General features: G+C 56.8%; 15 protein-coding genes. 3 read left to right on the forward strand and 12 right to left on the reverse strand.

The window, feature by feature from the left end; all coding sequences use genetic code 11:
* Nucleotide 1: 1 nt before the first annotated feature.
* From AC2D8U_RS08715 to rpsB, 10 genes are all read right to left on the reverse strand, one after another.
* Nucleotides 2-505 (reverse strand): OmpH/Skp family outer membrane protein, encoded by a 504-nt coding sequence (locus AC2D8U_RS08715; protein ID WP_484618648.1) that lies wholly within the window; start codon nt 503-505, stop codon nt 2-4.
* A 49-nt stretch (nt 506-554) separates the two neighbouring features.
* On the reverse strand, nt 555-3,047 hold the full coding sequence (bamA, locus tag AC2D8U_RS08720) for an outer membrane protein assembly factor BamA (RefSeq protein WP_484618649.1): 2,493 nt from the start codon (nt 3,045-3,047) through the stop codon (nt 555-557).
* 31 nt (nt 3,048-3,078) lie between these two features.
* Nucleotides 3,079-4,422, reverse strand: coding sequence for a sigma E protease regulator RseP (gene rseP, locus AC2D8U_RS08725; RefSeq protein ID WP_484618650.1), 1,344 nt, complete (start codon nt 4,420-4,422; stop codon nt 3,079-3,081).
* Nucleotides 4,422-5,612 carry a 1-deoxy-D-xylulose-5-phosphate reductoisomerase gene (gene ispC, locus AC2D8U_RS08730; protein ID WP_484618651.1) on the reverse strand — a complete coding sequence of 397 codons (1,191 nt, stop codon included), beginning with the start codon at nt 5,610-5,612 and terminating at the stop codon, nt 4,422-4,424. Before ispC ends, rseP begins: the two co-directional genes overlap by 1 nt.
* Nucleotides 5,613-5,615: 3 nt before the next feature.
* A complete protein-coding gene (locus tag AC2D8U_RS08735; protein ID WP_484618652.1) occupies nt 5,616-6,476 on the reverse strand; it encodes a CDP-archaeol synthase in 861 nt (286 codons plus the stop codon).
* A 142-nt stretch (nt 6,477-6,618) separates the two neighbouring features.
* The gene (uppS, locus tag AC2D8U_RS08740; RefSeq protein WP_484618653.1) at nt 6,619-7,365 is read right to left on the reverse strand and encodes a polyprenyl diphosphate synthase; all 747 of its coding nucleotides are present in this window, start codon (nt 7,363-7,365) and stop codon (nt 6,619-6,621) included.
* 92 nt (nt 7,366-7,457) lie between these two features.
* On the reverse strand, nt 7,458-8,015 hold the full coding sequence (frr, locus tag AC2D8U_RS08745) for a ribosome recycling factor (RefSeq protein ID WP_484618654.1): 558 nt from the start codon (nt 8,013-8,015) through the stop codon (nt 7,458-7,460).
* A gap of 30 nt (nt 8,016-8,045) precedes the next feature.
* Nucleotides 8,046-8,771, reverse strand: coding sequence for a UMP kinase (pyrH, locus tag AC2D8U_RS08750; protein WP_484618655.1), 726 nt, complete (start codon nt 8,769-8,771; stop codon nt 8,046-8,048).
* A gap of 69 nt (nt 8,772-8,840) precedes the next feature.
* Nucleotides 8,841-9,713, reverse strand: a complete 873-nt coding sequence (tsf, locus tag AC2D8U_RS08755; protein WP_484618656.1) for a translation elongation factor Ts — start codon at nt 9,711-9,713, stop codon at nt 8,841-8,843.
* Between the two features lie 103 nt (nt 9,714-9,816).
* A complete protein-coding gene (gene rpsB, locus AC2D8U_RS08760; RefSeq protein WP_484618657.1) occupies nt 9,817-10,545 on the reverse strand; it encodes a 30S ribosomal protein S2 in 729 nt (242 codons plus the stop codon).
* A gap of 268 nt (nt 10,546-10,813) precedes the next feature.
* Between rpsB and map the strand changes: the two genes are divergently transcribed.
* The 3 genes from map to dapD are packed head-to-tail and all read left to right on the forward strand — an operon-like array spanning nt 10,814 to nt 15,057.
* The gene (gene map / locus AC2D8U_RS08765) at nt 10,814-11,608 is read left to right on the forward strand and encodes a type I methionyl aminopeptidase (protein ID WP_484618658.1); all 795 of its coding nucleotides are present in this window, start codon (nt 10,814-10,816) and stop codon (nt 11,606-11,608) included.
* A 32-nt stretch (nt 11,609-11,640) separates the two neighbouring features.
* On the forward strand, nt 11,641-14,214 hold the full coding sequence (gene glnD, locus AC2D8U_RS08770) for a [protein-PII] uridylyltransferase (RefSeq protein WP_484618659.1): 2,574 nt from the start codon (nt 11,641-11,643) through the stop codon (nt 14,212-14,214).
* An 18-nt stretch (nt 14,215-14,232) separates the two neighbouring features.
* The gene (gene dapD / locus AC2D8U_RS08775) at nt 14,233-15,057 is read left to right on the forward strand and encodes a 2,3,4,5-tetrahydropyridine-2,6-dicarboxylate N-succinyltransferase (protein WP_484618660.1); all 825 of its coding nucleotides are present in this window, start codon (nt 14,233-14,235) and stop codon (nt 15,055-15,057) included.
* Nucleotides 15,058-15,136: 79 nt separating this feature from the next.
* Here the strand turns inward: dapD and AC2D8U_RS08780 are convergent, their stop codons facing one another.
* Nucleotides 15,137-16,564: a PTS transporter subunit EIIC gene (locus AC2D8U_RS08780; RefSeq protein ID WP_484618661.1), complete on the reverse strand. Its 1,428-nt coding sequence runs from the start codon at nt 16,562-16,564 to the stop codon at nt 15,137-15,139.
* Nucleotides 16,564-17,037 carry a flavodoxin gene (locus tag AC2D8U_RS08785; RefSeq protein ID WP_484618662.1) on the reverse strand — a complete coding sequence of 158 codons (474 nt, stop codon included), beginning with the start codon at nt 17,035-17,037 and terminating at the stop codon, nt 16,564-16,566. The genes AC2D8U_RS08780 and AC2D8U_RS08785 overlap by 1 nt, the downstream gene beginning before the upstream one ends.
* Nucleotides 17,038-17,062 lie beyond the last annotated feature (25 nt).

A 17,062-nucleotide genomic window follows, 5' to 3' on the forward strand; every position in this document is an offset into this window, starting at 1 on the left:
ATTAGTTGCCTTTGGTCACTGCTTCAAGAACTTTAGCAGAGATGTTATGCGCTTCATCGGCAAACACCACGCTACGGGCTTCCAGGATAATGTCGTAACCGTCGGCTTCGGCCACGGCATTGATCGCATTTTGCACCTGCATCAGAATGTTACGCTGTTCGTCGTTCTGACGCTTCTGCATATCCTCTTCCAGCGCCTGCCCCTTCAGCTGCAGATCAGCCTGCAGGGACTGACCCTTACGCTCCATTTCGGTCTTCTGTGCATCGGTCATCAGGGCCGCATCTCTTTGCATCTTCTCGGCCAGTTCCTGCAACTCCTGCTGCAGTTTCTGGACGGAAGCGATGCGCTCGGCAAAGTCCTGCTCCATGCGCTGGCCAATCGCTTCGCGCTCAGGGTGTTGAGCCAGGACGGCGCCCATGTCGATCACGGCAATTTTTTGCGCTGCGTGGGCTGCGGGTACCAGGGTCGCCAGCAACAAAGCGGCAGTCGCGATTACTTTTTTCAAGGTCTTGCTCCTATTGCAATTCATTTTTGTTCAGACGGACGGCGTTCGATCAGAAAGTCCGGCCGATATTAAAGGTAAAGACTTCAGTCCGGTCACCATCGTACTCCTTGAGCGGCCAGGCCAGGCTGAAGACCATAGGGCCCATCGGCGAGATCCACTGGATCGACAGGCCGTAAGAGGCACGGAATCGTCCTGGATCGGAGTAATCCTGCAGCTTATCAAATTGGTTTTCCGGCAGGAACCGATAGAAATCGTAATCAAACTCCGTGTCCCAAACATTACCGGCATCCACGAAGAAGGAGGTGCGTACCGTGTTGGCATAGGCCTCATCCAAGAATGGCGTCGGCACGATCAACTCGGCACTCAGGGTGCCAATGGCGTTGCCCCCCACGGAGCGAGCATTATCCACCGAGATGGTGTCCGGGTTTCCGGGCAAGCCACATCCGCCAATATCGCCCGGCAGAGGAATACAGGGAAGATCATCACTCACCAGATAGAAGGCTCGAGGGCCCACCGAGTTGGTGCGGAAACCACGCAGGATGGTGGAGCCACCGGCGTAGAAGTTCTCCCAAAACGGCATGATCTGATCGTGTTCAACCCCATTGTTATCGTAGGTGCCGTAGCCATTGCCATAACCCAGTCGCCCTCGGGTCAGGAACACCCAGCGATGGTTATTACTCAGCGGCATATAGAAACTGGTATCGAAATTCAGCTTGAAGTACTGGTTGTCACTGCCCGGTACCGTGGTCTTGCCGCTCAACCTCTGGTTATTCCCTGCGGTGGGGAACATTCCCCGGTTCAAGGTGCTGCGACTCCAGTTGGCATTGAACTCGAAATTATCGAACGCCAGGGTATCCGCCCCGTTGCCGCCATAGATATTCTGAAACTTCAGAACCTGCTGATATGGAGACACTTCGGACAGTTCGTTGTGGCGGTAACCGACACCGACGCCAAGGCGGTTGTATTCATTCAGCGGCCAGGAGAGATCGAACGCCACCCCGTAGGAATCGTTCTTATAGGATTCCAGGTAGTACTGATCCGCATCAAAGGCCGACCAGTAGACGCTGCCACCGGCGCTCACCCCATGCTTGGTAAAGTAGGGATCATGGTAAGAGAGGTTAACGTTCTTGGAATAGGAGTTGGTATTAACGTTGATGCCAACATTGTTACCACTGCCCAGGAAGTTGGACTGAGACAGGCCCAACTGCAGACTCAGCTTGCTTTCGGTACCGTACCCCACACCAAAGGTAAAGGAGCCGGAAGGCTGCTCTTTCACCTGGTAGGCCACATCCACCAAGTCATCCGAGCCAGGTACCGGTGTCGTCGTAGACTCGACGGTTTCAAAGAAACCCAACCGGTTGAGACGCTCCTTGGAGAGCTCGACGTTACGGCTGTTGAGCCAGGTCCCCTCCATTTGGCGCATCTCTCGACGCAGGACCTGATCTTTGGTCACATGGTTACCGCTGAAGTCTACCTTGCGTACATAGATACGCTTGCCCGGATCGACATTGATGTTGAGGGTCACCTCGTTGGTCTCATCGTTGATGTCGGGGTAGGTCGTAACTTGTGGGTAGGCATAGCCAAAACGGCCCAGGAAGGTGCTGATCATCTCCTCGGAGAAGGTCACCTGGGCACCATTGTAGAGGGCACCCTCCTTTAACGGCACCAGACGCTCCAGGATCTCACGTTTGTCCAGCAGTTCACCGGTCAGGTTCACATCCTTGATGGTGTATTGCTCACCTTCATCAATGTTCACCGTAACGTACAGCCCCTTCTTATCCGGGGTCATGGCCACCTGAGTGGAGTCCACCCGGAAGCGGATGTAGCCGCGATCCTGATAGTAGGAGGTCAGGGTTTCCAGGTCCCCTTCCAGCTTCTGTTTCTGGTAACGACGATCCCCAAACAGATCCCACCAGGCCTTGTAATCTTTCAGCTCGAGACGGCCGATCAATTCGTCGTCCGGAAACACCGTATTACCGACAATGTTGATCTGCTGGATATCGGCCGCATCGCCCTCCTTGAACTGGAGCTTCAGCTCCACCCGGTTACGGGGAAGGTTGACGATCTGGGCCTCGACCTTGGCGTTGTATTTCCCAACGCCATAGTAGAAGTCCTGCAGACCCTTTTCGATCTCGGTCAGCAGGGTGCGATCCAGGGGTTCGCCCACCTTAACGCCGGAGCTGTTAAGGCTCTCCTGCAGCTGTTCGTCTTTGATGTCCTTGTTGCCATCGAGCACGATGTTGGAGATGGTCGGGCGCTCGCGCACCGTCACCATCAGGGTTCCACCGTCCCTGTGTACCTGGACGTCATCAAAGTTGGAGGAGCGGTACAGAGATTTGATCGCCTGCTGCAGAGAAACGGCATTGAGCTCGTCTCCGACCTTCACGGGCAAATTCAACAACGCGGCCCCTAAAGCAACCCGCTGCAATCCCTCAATTTTGATGTCTTCTACGACAAAAGGCTCGAAGCCTGCCGCCTGGCTTACCCCACTAAAGGTCGCCCCGACAAGCAGCATCGACGCCATGATTTTATTTAGTCTCATAGACGCGATTTTTTGTTTTTCCCTGAAGTCCCTAAAGTCGGGCAACATCGTTGACAATGGCGATGGACATCAACAACAGAAGCAGCGCCGAGCCGATCCGGAAACCGATCTCTTGTGCCTTTTCAGGCACGGGTTTACCGGTGAAAAGTTCAATAAAGTAATAGAGTAAGTGACCACCATCAAGTACCGGAAGCGGAAACAGGTTGATGATCCCCAAATTGACACTGAGTAAGGCCAAAAACCCGAGAAAATAGACCAGGCCGACCCCGGCACTGGCCCCGGCCCCCTGGGCGATGGCAATAGGCCCCCCAAGGTTGTTGAAAGAGAGGTCACCCGTGATCAGCTTACCAAAGGTTCCCAGGGTCAGGGTGGTCAACTCCCAGGTGCGGCTCACAGCCCGCACCAGAGATTCACCCACACCGTAATGCAGCTCAACCCTGTAGGCCTCAGGCCAAGGCTCCCGGAGCGGTGCCACCCCAAGCTTGCCCACCAGTTGCCCCTCTTCCAGCACGCTGCGTGGTGTCACCACCAGTTGCAAACGCTCTCCGTTGCGTTCGACCTCAAACTCCAAAGCTTGTTCCGGCGAGCCGGAAACTTTGCTGACAAAGTCATCCCACTCCAGTGCGACGCCATCCACTTGGGTGATGCGATCATCCACCCGCAAGCCGGCAGCGTAGCCAGCCCCTTCCTCATCGACATAGGCCAATTGGGTGGTGATCTTGGGCGTCCACAAATTCAATCCGAGACTGGTCGTCAGGGGTTCCTTGTCGGGATCGACCTGCCAATCCTGAGTGTCCAGGACCAACTGGGAGGCACGGCCCTGTAGTTCATAGGTCAGGGGGATCCGCTCGGCGCCAATCTCGGCCGCCAGGGCAAAATTCAACGCTTCCCAGTCCAGCGTCTCCCGACCATTGACCGAGGTGATCACCGCGCCACCAGGCAACCCGGCCTTGGCGGCAATAGAATCAACCTGAGGCGTCGACATGACAGGCTTAACCGAGGGAACCCCGGCCAGAAACATCACATAAAAGAGGACAATGGCCAAAGCAAAGTTGGCCAGTGGACCCGCCGCCACCACGGCGATACGTTGCCCAACCGGCTTGCGATCGAAGGCCTGCTCTTCCATGCCGGCAGGCAGATCGTCCACCCGCCCGTCAAGCATCTTAACGTAGCCCCCCAGGGGGATCATGGCGATCACATATTCGGTACCATCGGCCCCGACACGTCGCCAGATCGGCTTACCAAAGCCGATAGAGAAACGTTCTACCTTGACGCCACAGCGCCTGGCCACCCAGAAGTGACCAAACTCATGTACGGTAACCAGGAGCCCCAGGGCAACCAGAAAGGCCCCCAGGTTCCACAAAAATCCAAGCATTAACGTCCTCGCTTGACCCAATCGCTGGCGAGCGTTCGAGCCTGGGTATCCAGATCGGACAAGGCATCCAGTGCCGTCCTGGCGGACAAGTCCGCGTGGTCCAGACAGTACCCGTTTACCCGGGCAATGTCACTAAAGCCGATGCGTCGAGAGAGAAATGCCTCGACCGCTATCTCATTGGCCGCATTAAGCACTGTGGTGGCCTCCTGACCCTGATGGCAGGCTGCAATGGCCAGCTCCAGGCAGGGGTAACGGCGCAGATCCGGTGCTTCGAAGCTCAACTGTCCGACCTTGAAAAAGTCCAGAGGTTCCACGCCAGCCTGGATCCGCTGTGGATAGGAGAGTGAATGGGCAATCGGCGTTCGCATATCCGGCTGTCCCATCTGGGCCAATACCGAGCCGTCTTTGTACTGCACCATGGAGTGGATCACGCTTTGCGGATGGATCACCACCTGGATCTGCTCGGCGCTGGCATTGAACAGCCAGCGCGCTTCCACATACTCCAGCCCCTTGTTCATCATGGTGGCGGAATCGACGGAGATCTTACGCCCCATGGACCAATTGGGATGGGCGCAGGCCTGCTCCGGAGTAATGGTATCGAAACTGCTCAGATCCCGAGTACGAAACGGCCCGCCAGATCCCGTCAGTAGCAGATGGGAGATCCCGTGGCCAGCCAGATCACAGTGCCCCAGGTTCTGCTGTACCGACTCGGGCAGACTCTGAAAGATAGCATTATGTTCAGAGTCCACCGGCAACAGGGTGGCACCACTCCTTGCAACCGCATCCATAAACAGCTGACCGGAAACCACCAGGGCCTCCTTATTGGCCAACAGGATCCGTTTACCCAGTTTGACCGCGGCCAGGGTCGAGGCCAAACCTGCTGCACCCACAATGGCCGCCATGACGGTATCCACCTCGGGCAGCGAGGCCATCTCCACCAGGGCGGCTTCTCCGGCATGCACCTGGGTTGACACCTTGCCATGCAGGGCTTCCCGCAGCGCCAGGGCCGCCGACTCATCCACCATCACCGCATGATCCGGTGCCAAGTCCAGGCACAGCTTGGCCATCGCCTGATGGTTACTGTGTGCCGTCAGCACACAGGCTCGATAGAGATCGGGGTGCCGCCGCATCACATCCAGTGTGCTGGTGCCGATAGAGCCGGTGGCACCGAAGATCGCCACATTTTGCATCCGTTACATCCCAAACAGCAGGTAGAGGAGGGCAAAGACCGGCATTGCCGCCGTCACGCTGTCGATGCGATCCAACACACCACCGTGACCGGGCAACAGGCGACCACTGTCCTTGATGTTGGCCGCACGCTTGAACATGCTCTCTGCCAGATCGCCCAAGGCGGAGGCAAAAGCGGTCACCATTCCCAGGATAATGGCTTCTACCAGGCTCAAGGACTCCAGCATCTGCCAACCCACCAGGCTGAGCACGATACACACCAACATGCCACCCATCAGCCCTTCCCGGGTCTTACCCGGGCTTACCTGCGGGATCAGCTTGTTCTTGCCCACGGACTTACCGACGAAATAGGCACCGGTATCCGCCCCCCAAACCAGCAGCAACACAGCCATGACCAGCCAGGCACCGTCGATCCCGCCGCTCAGTTCGGCAGGCATCCCCTTAAGCGCCAGCAGGGCGGCAAAACAGGGCAGCAGAGTCAGCTGGCCAAACAGAGATTTGAGTGCCGGACTCTGTTGCCAGTAACGACTGCTGTGCGGGAAAGTCAGAACCAGCAGCAAGGCCAGCAGCCACCAGATCCCACCAAGGGCCAACAGGCCAAAATAGAGTGGATGCAACTGGGTGCCTACCCAAACCATCTCGCTGGGAACCAGCAAAAGCAGGGCGACAAGCAACACGGCCATGGCCGCACCATACACCCATTTTGCCTGGGCGATACCGGGCAGCACAAAGGCCCCCCACTCCCGTCCCGCCAGCACAATAACCAGCGCCAAAGCAATGGCAAATCCAGCCAGCGGCAGCATAAAGATCCCCGCCAGGGCCACAGGTAACAGCAGCAGTGCCGTCAGAATACGTTGCTTAAGCAAACAAAACCTCGATCATTCTCAATTGGGTAGGGGGCCCGCCGTTACAGTGTAGGGCGTTTCGGACCCGCCGTGATTCCATGATGTGTTGTAGTGTCAGTGCAGGCGCCCTGTTTTGACAACCTGCCTGTGATCCCAAACCGGATCACACACTAACCTGGGCACCGGTCTTCCCAAACCGGCGCTGGCGACTGGCATAGGCATCCAGCGCTTGGTTGAAGGCCTGATCGGAGAAATCCGGCCAGAGCACATCGGTAAAGTGAAGTTCACTGTAGGCGCACTGCCACAACAGGAAATTACTGATCCTTTGTTCGCCCCCGGTACGGATCAGCAGATCCACCTCGGGCAGTTCGGCCAAACACAGCAGACGCCGCATCATGGCTTCATCGATCTCATCGGCACGACAGTGACCTTGCTCGACCAATGAAGCCGCCTTTTGGGCCGCCTGCACCAGATCCCAACGGCCGCCATAATTGGCCGCGATGTTCAAGATCAGGCCATCACAGTCGGCGGTCGCCGCTTCGGCATCGCGGATCCGTTGCTGCAGTTTAGGCTCAAAGGCGCTGGTATCACCGATCACGCGCAAACGGACATTGTTGCTCTTAAGCAACTTCACTTCACGACGCAGTACGGTGGTAAACAGGCGCATCAGCAGGGCCACTTCCCGAGCAGGGCGTTGCCAGTTCTCGCTTGAGAAGGCAAACAAGGTCAGGGCTTCCACCTCAGACTCGCGACACAGGCGTACCACTTCCCGCACGGATTTGACTCCGGCACGGTGGCCTACGACCCGCAGTCGGCCCTTCGCCTCAGCCCAACGCCCGTTGCCATCCATAATGATGGCGATATGGCGGGGCCGTGCTCCCTCACTTTGTCCTGATCTCGTCTCAGACATGGATAGCGTCCCGCAAATCATCTTTTAAATACACAAACGCCGCGTAGGATACCACTACACGGCGTTTTTTCTAAGCGACAGGCTATGAATGATTAGACTTCCATCAGCTCTTTTTCTTTGTCTGCGGTGATCGCATCGATCTCTTTGACAAACTTGTCGGTCAGCTTCTGAATATCATCCTCGCCACGACGCGCATCGTCCTCAGAGATCTCTTTCTCTTTTTCCAAAGACTTGATGTCACCATTGGCATCACGACGGATGTTACGAACGGCTACACGACCATTTTCCGCTTCACCACGCACCACTTTCACCAACTGCTTACGACGTTCCTCAGTCAGCGGCGGCAGTGGGATGCGCAGAACCGCACCGGCAGAGGAGGGGTTCAGCCCCAGATCTGAGCTCATGATCGCCTTCTCGACGGCCTGGATCAGGGACTTGTCGAATACGGTCACTGCCAGGGTACGGGAATCTTCGGTGGTCACATTCGCCACCTGCTTCAGCGGGGTGTCGGCACCGTAGTAGGAAACGGAGATGCCATCCAGCAGGCTTGGGTGGGCACGACCGGTGCGCACCTTGGCCATCTGAGTACGAGTGGCTTCCACACTTTTCGCCATGCGGGTTTCTGCGTCTTTTTTGATCTCGTTAATCACGGGATATCGTCCTATAGCTTGATATGGGTCTTATTCGCTGATCAGGGTGCCAAGTTTTTCACCCATCACCACACGGCGCAAGGCGCCTGGCTCGTTCATGTTGAAGACCATGATCGGCATTTTGTGGTCGCGGGCCAGAGTGAAGGCGGACAAGTCCATCACTTTCAACTCTTTTTCCAGCACTTCTTGGTAGCTGAGCTTATCATATTTCACCGCTTCCGGGTTCTTAACCGGATCATCGGTGTACACCCCGTCTACCTTGGTCGCCTTGATCACGACATCGGCTTCAATCTCCACACCACGCAGACAGGCTGCGGAATCTGTAGTGAAGAAGGGATTTCCGGTACCGGCGGAGAAGATCACCACACGGCCGGACTTGAGCAGGCTGATCGCTTCCGCCCACTGGTAATTGTCACATACGCCGTTCAACGGAATGGCGGACATCAAACGGGCATTCACATAGGCACGGTGCAGCGCATCGCGCATCGCCAGGCCATTCATCACGGTGGCCAACATACCCATGTGATCGCCCACCACGCGGTTCATACCGGCTTCTGCCAAGCCTGCGCCACGGAACAGGTTACCACCACCAAGAACCAAACCTACTTGGACGCCCAGTTCGACCAGCTCTTTGACTTCCTGAGCCATACGGTCAAGGACCTTGGGATCGATTCCGAACCCTTCTTCGCCCATCAGGGCCTCACCGCTGAGTTTCAGCAAAATTCGACGAAATGCAGGTTTTGGATTGGTGCTCATAATATTTAAATCCTGGTGCTAAAAGACCGCAGCGGCTGCTGCGGTCTGAATTTTGGAACAAGTCAGCAATTATTGCTTAGCCGCGGCTACCTGGGCAGCAACTTCAGCAGCGAAATCGACTTCTTCTTTCTCGATGCCTTCACCCACTTCCAGACGTACGAAGTTGATGACGTCAGCGCCTTTCTCTTTCAGCAGCTGACCAACGGTCTTGGACGGATCCTTAACGAAAGGCTGGCCGGTCAGGGAAACCTCACCGGTGAACTTGCGCATACGGCCTTCAACCATCTTCTCGGCAATCTCTTTTGGCTTGCCGGAGTTCATGGCGATCTCAACCTGGATCTCACGCTCTTTGGCAACCACCTCTTCGGAAACGTCTTCTGGCTTCACGAACTGAGGGGAGCACGCAGCAACGTGCATGGCGATGTCTTTAGCCAGCTCTTCGTCACCACCGTTCAGTACGGCAACAACACCGATTTTGCGACCGTGGATGTATGCACCCAGGTTGTCGCCTTTCACGATCTCGGAGCGACGAACGTTCATGTTCTCACCGATCTTGGCAACCAGTTCGGCACGAACGGTGTCAACGGTGGAGTCGTTCATCGGGGCGGCACGCAGCACTTCGATGTCGGTGATCTCACCGGCCAGAGCGATATCGGCAACGCCGTTCGCCAGCGCGTTGAAAGACGCATCCATGGCTACGAAATCAGTTTCGCAGTTCACTTCAACCATCGCAGCAACACCGTCGTTTTGCTTGATGATGATCACGCCTTCAGCGGCAACACGGCCCGCTTTCTTGGCGGCTTTAGCCAGACCAGACTTACGCATGTTCTCGATGGCCAGCTCGATATCACCGTTGGTTTCTACCAGGGCTTTCTTACAATCCATCATGCCAGCGCCAGTGCGCTCGCGCAGTTCTTTTACCAGGGAAGCAGTTACTGCCATTGTCATATTCCTCAAGACAAATGTCTGATTTAGAAAAAGGGGCCCTTGGGCCCCAATTTAACCAAAAAATCTTGGTACTCTGGGGGGATAAACCCGGCCCAAATTACTCGGCTTCTACGAAACCGTCTTGCTCAGCTTGAACAACCAGATCTTGACCACGGCCGTCTTTAACCGCTTGAGCCACTGCACCGGTGTACAGTTGGATCGCGCGGATGGCGTCGTCGTTACCCGGTACGATGTAGTTCACACCGTCTGGGTTGGTGTTGGTATCAACGATAGCAACAACTGGGATACCCAGGTTGTTGGCTTCTTTGATGGCGATGTGCTCGTGGTCAGCACCGATCACGAACATTACGTCCGGCAGACCGCCCATGTCCTTGATACCACCCAGGGACTTGTCCAGCTTGGTCATTTCACGAGTGCGCATCAGCGCCTCTTTCTTGGTCAGCTTTTCAAAGGTGCCGTCCTGAGACTGAGCTTCCAGATCTTTCAGACGCTTGATGGACTGACGAACGGTTTTCCAGTTGGTCAGCATGCCGCCCAACCAACGGTTGTCAACGAAGAACTGGTCACAGCTCTGAGCCGCTTCTTTAACCGCCAGGCCTGCTGCGCGCTTGGTACCAACAAACAGAACTTTACCGTTCTTGGAGGCAACGTTGCTGATGAAAGCCAGGGCTTCGTTCATCATAGGAACGGTGTGTTCCAGGTTGATGATGTGAACCTTGTTACGAGCACCGAAGATGAACGGCTTCATCTTTGGGTTCCAGTAACGGGTTTGGTGACCGAAGTGCACACCGGCCTTCAGCATGTCGCGCATGGAAACAGTAGCCATGATAATTCTCTCTTAAATTTGGGGTTAAGCCTCCACGTACTCCATAGTCCGACCCCGAAGGGCACCCCGCACTATGTGCCGGTACGTGTGTGGTTTATGAGTTAACTTTAACGATATAATGACGCTCATTACGTCAAGCCAGACCGGACGAGCAACGCCGCCTGGAATGTGCCGGACACAGAGAGTCGGCGCGCTTTATACCATAATGCGCCGACGAGCTCAAATCCCCAGAGCACGGCAACGTCCATCGAACTGAAAGAGTAGACCAATGAGTATCGTCATCAAGACCCCAGAGCAGATCGAAAAAATGCGTGTGGCGGGCCGCCTGGCCGCCGAAGTCCTTGAGCTGATCGCACCGCACGTGCAAAAAGGGATCAGCACCGAGGAGCTCAATCAGATCTGTCATGACCACATCACCAAGGTGCAGGGGGCCATTCCAGCCCCGCTCAACTACCACGGTTTTCCCAAGTCCACCTGCATCTCCATCAACGAGGTGGTGTGTCACGGCATTCCGGGGCACAAGAAGCTCAAGGAAGGGGACATCGTCAACATTGACATTACGGTGATCAAAGATGGCTACCACGGTGACACCTCTAAGATGTTCATCGTCGGCAACACCTCACCCCGTAACAAAAAACTGGTCGAGATCACCCAGCAAGCCCTCTACGCAGCCATTAACACTGTCAAGCCCGGCGCTTGCCTGAGCGAAATTGGCGCCGCCATTCATCCCATTGCGGATCAAAACGGTTTCTCCGTGGTTCGTGACTTTTGCGGCCACGGGATCGGAGCCGAGTTCCACGAGGAGCCGCAGATCGTCCACTACCGCAATAAGGCCACGCTGGAGCTGAAGGCGGGCATGTGCTTCACCATCGAGCCGATGATCAATGCCGGCGACTACCGCTGCAAAGTCAGCAAGAAAGACGGTTGGACCGCGACCACCAAAGATGGCCAGCCTTCCGCCCAGTATGAACACACCCTGCTGGTCACGGAGGATGGCTGTGAAGTCCTGACCTGGCGTGCCGAGGAAGAGGGAAAACTGCCCCAGATCATTCGTCACGCTTAATCCGAGTTTTGTCTGCAGTTCGAGGTCTAAGGATGGACAATCAACAACTAGTCACCCACAGCAAGGCACAACTGGCCTCGCTGGATCAGCAACAGCTGAGTCAGTATTACGATGGCGAAGCAATTGGCGTCCTGCTGGGCGCCCGAGCCAGTGCCATTGATGCCCTGTTGCAGAGTCTTTGGCAACAGTTGGGGCTGGATCGCCTCCCGCTGACCCTGCTCGCCGTCGGCGGCTATGGTCGGGGGGAACTGCATCCGCGCTCCGATATCGATCTGCTGATCCTCACCGCCGAGCAACTGACGGCGAGCGAGGAGGAGCGACTGGTGCAATGGCTTACCCTGCTGTGGGATGCCAGACTGGAGATCGGCCACAGCGTCCGTACCGTCGATGAAACCCTGACTCAGGCCTTGGGAGATATCACCATCGCCACCAACCTGCTGGAATCCAGGTTGTTGTGTGGTGATGTCCACCTCTACCAAGATCTGCAGCAACGCCTTCAGCAACCAGAGTTCTGGCCCAGTGCCGAATTTTTCCAGGCTAAGTACGATGAGCAGAAGGCGCGTCATGACAAGGCCACTCCGTTTGATCTGGAGCCCAACCTCAAGTCCTGCCCGGGAGGACTGCGGGATATCCAGACCATCACCTGGGTCGCACTGCGCCACTTTAAGGCGAGTTGCCTGGCAGAGCTGGTCAGCCACGGCTATCTGACCCCCGAAGAGCTGGAAGAGCTCAATACCTGCCGGGACTTCCTCTGGCGGTTGCGTTTCGCGTTGCATACGGTGGCCGGTCGAGCGGAGGATCGTCTGTTGTTTGATTACCAACGGGACGTTGCTGGCCTGATGGGTTATAACGACGCCACCCAGTTGGCGGTCGAACAGTTGATGAAGCGCTACTACCGCACAGTACGGGCAGTGCGTGAGCTCAATCAGATGCTCCTGCTGCTGTTCAAACAGGCTACCCTCGGCCGGGGTGCCCTGCCCGATCGCCAGCGCCATACCGAGCTATTTGACCGCCGCGGCCACTATATCGAGGCGCGGCACGATGCGGTTTTTGCCCAACCCGAGCATATTCTGCAGCTGTTTCTGGATGCGACTCAGCACCCGGAGATCGACACCATCTCCGCCTCCACCCTGCGACTGCTGCGAACGGCACGTCGAGCACAGGTCAGACCCCTGGCGGACCTGCCCGAGTGCCGTAAACGCTTTATGGCAATCCTGCGTCACCCCCATGGTTTTAAGGCACTGTCCCTGATGCACCGTCATGGCATTTTGGGCGCCTACCTCAAACCCTGGCAGCAGATCACCGGTCAGATGCAGTTTGATCTGTTTCACGCCTACACGGTGGATGAGCATACCCATCGCCTGCTGCAGTTTATCGAGCGCTTCTCCAGTCCAGAGCATAAAACCATCTTCCCCTTGGGCAGTGTGCTGATCGATCAGCTTCCCAAGAAGGGCCTGCTGGTGCTGGCCGCCATCTTCCATGATATCGGTAAAGGGCGAGGAGGCGATCACAGCGAATTGGGGGCCGAAGAAGCCCTGCGATTCTGCCAGCAACATGAGATGAACGAACACGATGGCCGTCTGGTTGCCTGGCTGGTCGAACAGCATCTATTGATGTCGGTGACCGCGCAACGGCGGGACATCACGGATCCCCAAGTGATCGAGACCTTTGCCGACAAGGTCAAAGACCAGATCCAACTGGCCTATCTCTACTGTCTGACGGTGGCGGATATCTGCGCCACCAACGATTCACTGTGGAACAACTGGAAAGGCTCCCTGCTACGGGAACTCTATCACGCCACCCGGGAGCGTCTGCTCAACGGCATGGTGGTGCCGGTCGATAGCCGGGCCCGGATCCGCGAACATCAGGCTAAGGCCCGTAATCAGCTATTGCGCCAAGGCTTCGACCCTGATCAGATCGGTGCCCTCTGGCAACGCCTGTCCGCGGACTACTTCCTGCGCTTTACCCCGGCACAGATCCAGTGGCACAGCGAGCACCTACTGTGTCAGCCAAACGAGCCCTATCAGGTACAGCTCTCGGTACATACCACCCGGGGCGGCACCGAGTTGTTCGTCTATGCCCCGGACAGCCCGGGTCTGTTTACCCGGGTAATGGCCGTTTTGGATGCAAAGAAGCTCTCGGTACATGATGCCCAGATCTTCACCACGCGAGACGGCCACGCCCTGGACAGCTTCGTGATCCTTGAACATGACGGCACCCCGGTGCAAAATCCCTCCCGCATTGCCAGCATCCGCAAAAGTTTGTTGCAAGCACTGCGAAGGGAATCCACTCCGAGCCGAGCCCTGCGCCCGCTGCCCCGTCGACTGCGCTCCTTTAGCGTACCGACCCGAGTGAAATTCCTCAGCAGCCAACGCAAGCGCAGCTCAATGGTCGAACTGGTCACACTGGATCGACCGGGCCTGCTGGCCCAGATCGGCCAGGTATTCGAACAATGTGGTATTGAGGTCCAGGCGGCGAAGATCACAACGGTCGGCGAGAAGGCGGAAGACTTTTTCCTGCTCACCACCGCATCAAGCCAGGCCCTCAGTCCCAACGAACAAGTCCAACTCCAGCGCGCCCTGTGCGATGCGCTGGAGCAGGCATAACCCTTTAAGGAGTCCTACATGACCGAACTGCAACAACGCATCGAAGCCGCATTTGAACAGCGTGCCGAGATCACCCCGGCCAACGCCGATGCCGCCCTGGTGGCCGACGTCCAGCGTGCTCTAGCCCTGCTGGACAGCGGTGAAGCCCGTGTCGCCGAGAAAGTCGACGGTCAGTGGGTCGTCAATCAGTGGCTAAAAAAAGCCGTACTGCTCTACTTCCGCCTGTTTGACAATCAGGTGATCGAAGGCGGTGAAACCCGCTTCTTCGACAAGGTCCCTATGAAGTTTGCCGGCTACGATGACGCCCGCTTCCGTGCCGAAGGGATGCGTGTTGTCCCACCAGCCTCCGTGCGCCAGGGTGCCTTTATTGGTAAAAACACCGTGTTGATGCCCTCCTACGTCAACATCGGTGCCTTTGTCGATGAAGGTACCATGGTCGATACCTGGGCCACCGTTGGCTCCTGCGCCCAGATCGGTAAAAATGTCCACCTGTCTGGCGGCGTTGGGATCGGTGGCGTTCTTGAGCCACTGCAGGCCAACCCCACCATCATCGAAGACAACTGCTTTATCGGTGCTCGCTCCGAAGTGGTTGAAGGGGTGATCGTCGAGGAGGGCAGCGTGATCTCCATGGGCGTGTACATCGGTCAGAGCACCCGGATCTTCGATCGCGAAACCGGCGAGATCCACTACGGCCGTGTACCTGCGGGCTCCGTAGTTGTTTCCGGTACCTTGCCCTCCAAGTGTGGTACCTGTGATCTGTACGCAGCCATCATCGTTAAGAAGGTGGATGCCAAGACCCGTGGCAAGGTCGGCATTAACGAGTTGCTGCGCAGCGCCGAATAAACCGGGATCCCAAAAAAACGCCTCCAGATCTGGAGGCGTTTTTTTTGCTTTCACAGCCCAACTGCCCCGCTCCCTCGGCTCAAACGGGATTCTTAGCGATCGCCTGTTGCAACCTGGCTCGCAGGGTATCAGCCTGAGGGCCCACCACCAGTTGTACGCCCTCCCCATGGCGGATCACCGCCTTGGCCCCCAGTCGCTTGAGCAAGCCAGGATCCAGTCGTTCAGGATGGTACAGCGACAGACGCAACCGGGTCAGGCAGGCATCCAGTGTTTTCAAGTTATCGCCCCCTCCCAGTGCAGCAAGCACGCTCTCCAAAGGGGCCCGGGCAAAGCGTGCCTTATGTTTACGACTCCGGCCTGGTGTTAGCAGGCCATAACGAACGATGGCCCAACGAAACAGCAGGAAATACCCCAAGGCGTAGAACGGACCGAGCCACAAGAGGTGTTCCGCCTCGCGGCTCAGATGCCAATAGAGGGTGAAATCGATCATTCCCTGGGAGAACACCATGCCATGATGCACTCCCACCGCCATGGTCAGGAGATAGGCCAGCCCGGTTAACAGCGCATGGAGCAGAAACAGCACTGGCGCCACAAACAGGAAAGCAAACTCCACCGGTTCCGTCACGCCGGTCAACCAGCAGGTCAGTGCCGCCGACAGCATGATCCCCCCAGTCTGTCTCCGCTGCCTGGGCTCGGCGGTATGCCAGATCGCCAACGCCGCCGCAGGCAACCCCCACATCTTGATCAAATATCCGCCCGCCAGGTGCCCGGCATCCGGATCGCCCGCCAGGAATCGGGGGATCTCCCCCGTGACCAGATAATCACTGGCTGCCGAGTATTGCCCAACCTCGTAAAAGAAGGGCAAGTTCCAGATATGGTGCAGCCCCAAGGGGATCAATAATCTTTCCACCAGACCATACAGGCCCCAGGCCAACATGGGTTGCTGATACAAGGCCCAATCGGAGAAATGATCCAGCCCCGCCTGCAGCATCGGCCACAAGAGCGCAAGGAGACCTCCCACCCCCATTCCCGCCAGAACATTAAGCAGAGGCACTAACCTTCGGCCAGAAAAAAAGGCCAGGATCTCCGGCAACTCTGTGTCATGAAAACGCTTGTAGATCAGGCTTGTCACTAGGCCAATCAGCACGCCGCCCAGCACACCGGTATTAAGAGTCTCAAATCCCAACACCTGCTGAGTGGTCCAACCATAATGAGCCGCCAGTACCGCCATCGCCGCCAGCATGGCGCCATAGCCGGTCACCGATGCCAAGGCCGCCGTGCCATCCTGATGGCTGAAGGTCAAGGCTACCGCCACGGCAAACATCAGTGGCAGGAATTCAAAGACCGCAGCGCCGCTGTATAGAAAAAACTGACCCAGAAGGGGAGGAATAAAGGGGATGGGACTGGTCCCCAGGCCCACCAATAATCCGGCTACCGGCAGTACGGCAATAGGCACCATCAAGGCTTTACCAATCCGCTGCAGTCGGTGGAACCAGGGGGTATGCATTAATCCACCGAAACACTCAGTGGCGACAGTTGTTGCAGCCATTGGGGCAACCAGGTTAGAGCTACCCGCTCCGGCTCCATGGTTTCGATGGCATCGATCTGCAGTCGCTCACCGATCCGCTGTGCCCCTAATTCACTGAGGAGTTCATCAAACTGACGACCACCACCACAAAAAGTGTCGCCATAACTGCTGTCACCCAACGCAATCACCCCATACCTTAAACCCGGCATGTAGGGGGAACGTTGCCTAAGCTCCTCAAACTGGGTAGCAATATTATCCGGCAGATCACCGGCCCCTGTGGTCGAAGTCACCACCAGCAGAGGCCCTTCGGTCCATTTACTGAGCTGTGACACCCAGTCGTCAGTGAGCCAGCACACCTCGCAGCCCGCCGCCTTCAAAGCGACCTCGACTTCCTGTGCCACAGACTCGGCAGCACCATAAACACTGCCTACGATCAGCGCAATTGACAACATTCACACAACCCACTTGAAACTTTAC

The sequence above is a fragment of the Ferrimonas sp. YIN67 genome (assembly GCF_057219095.1).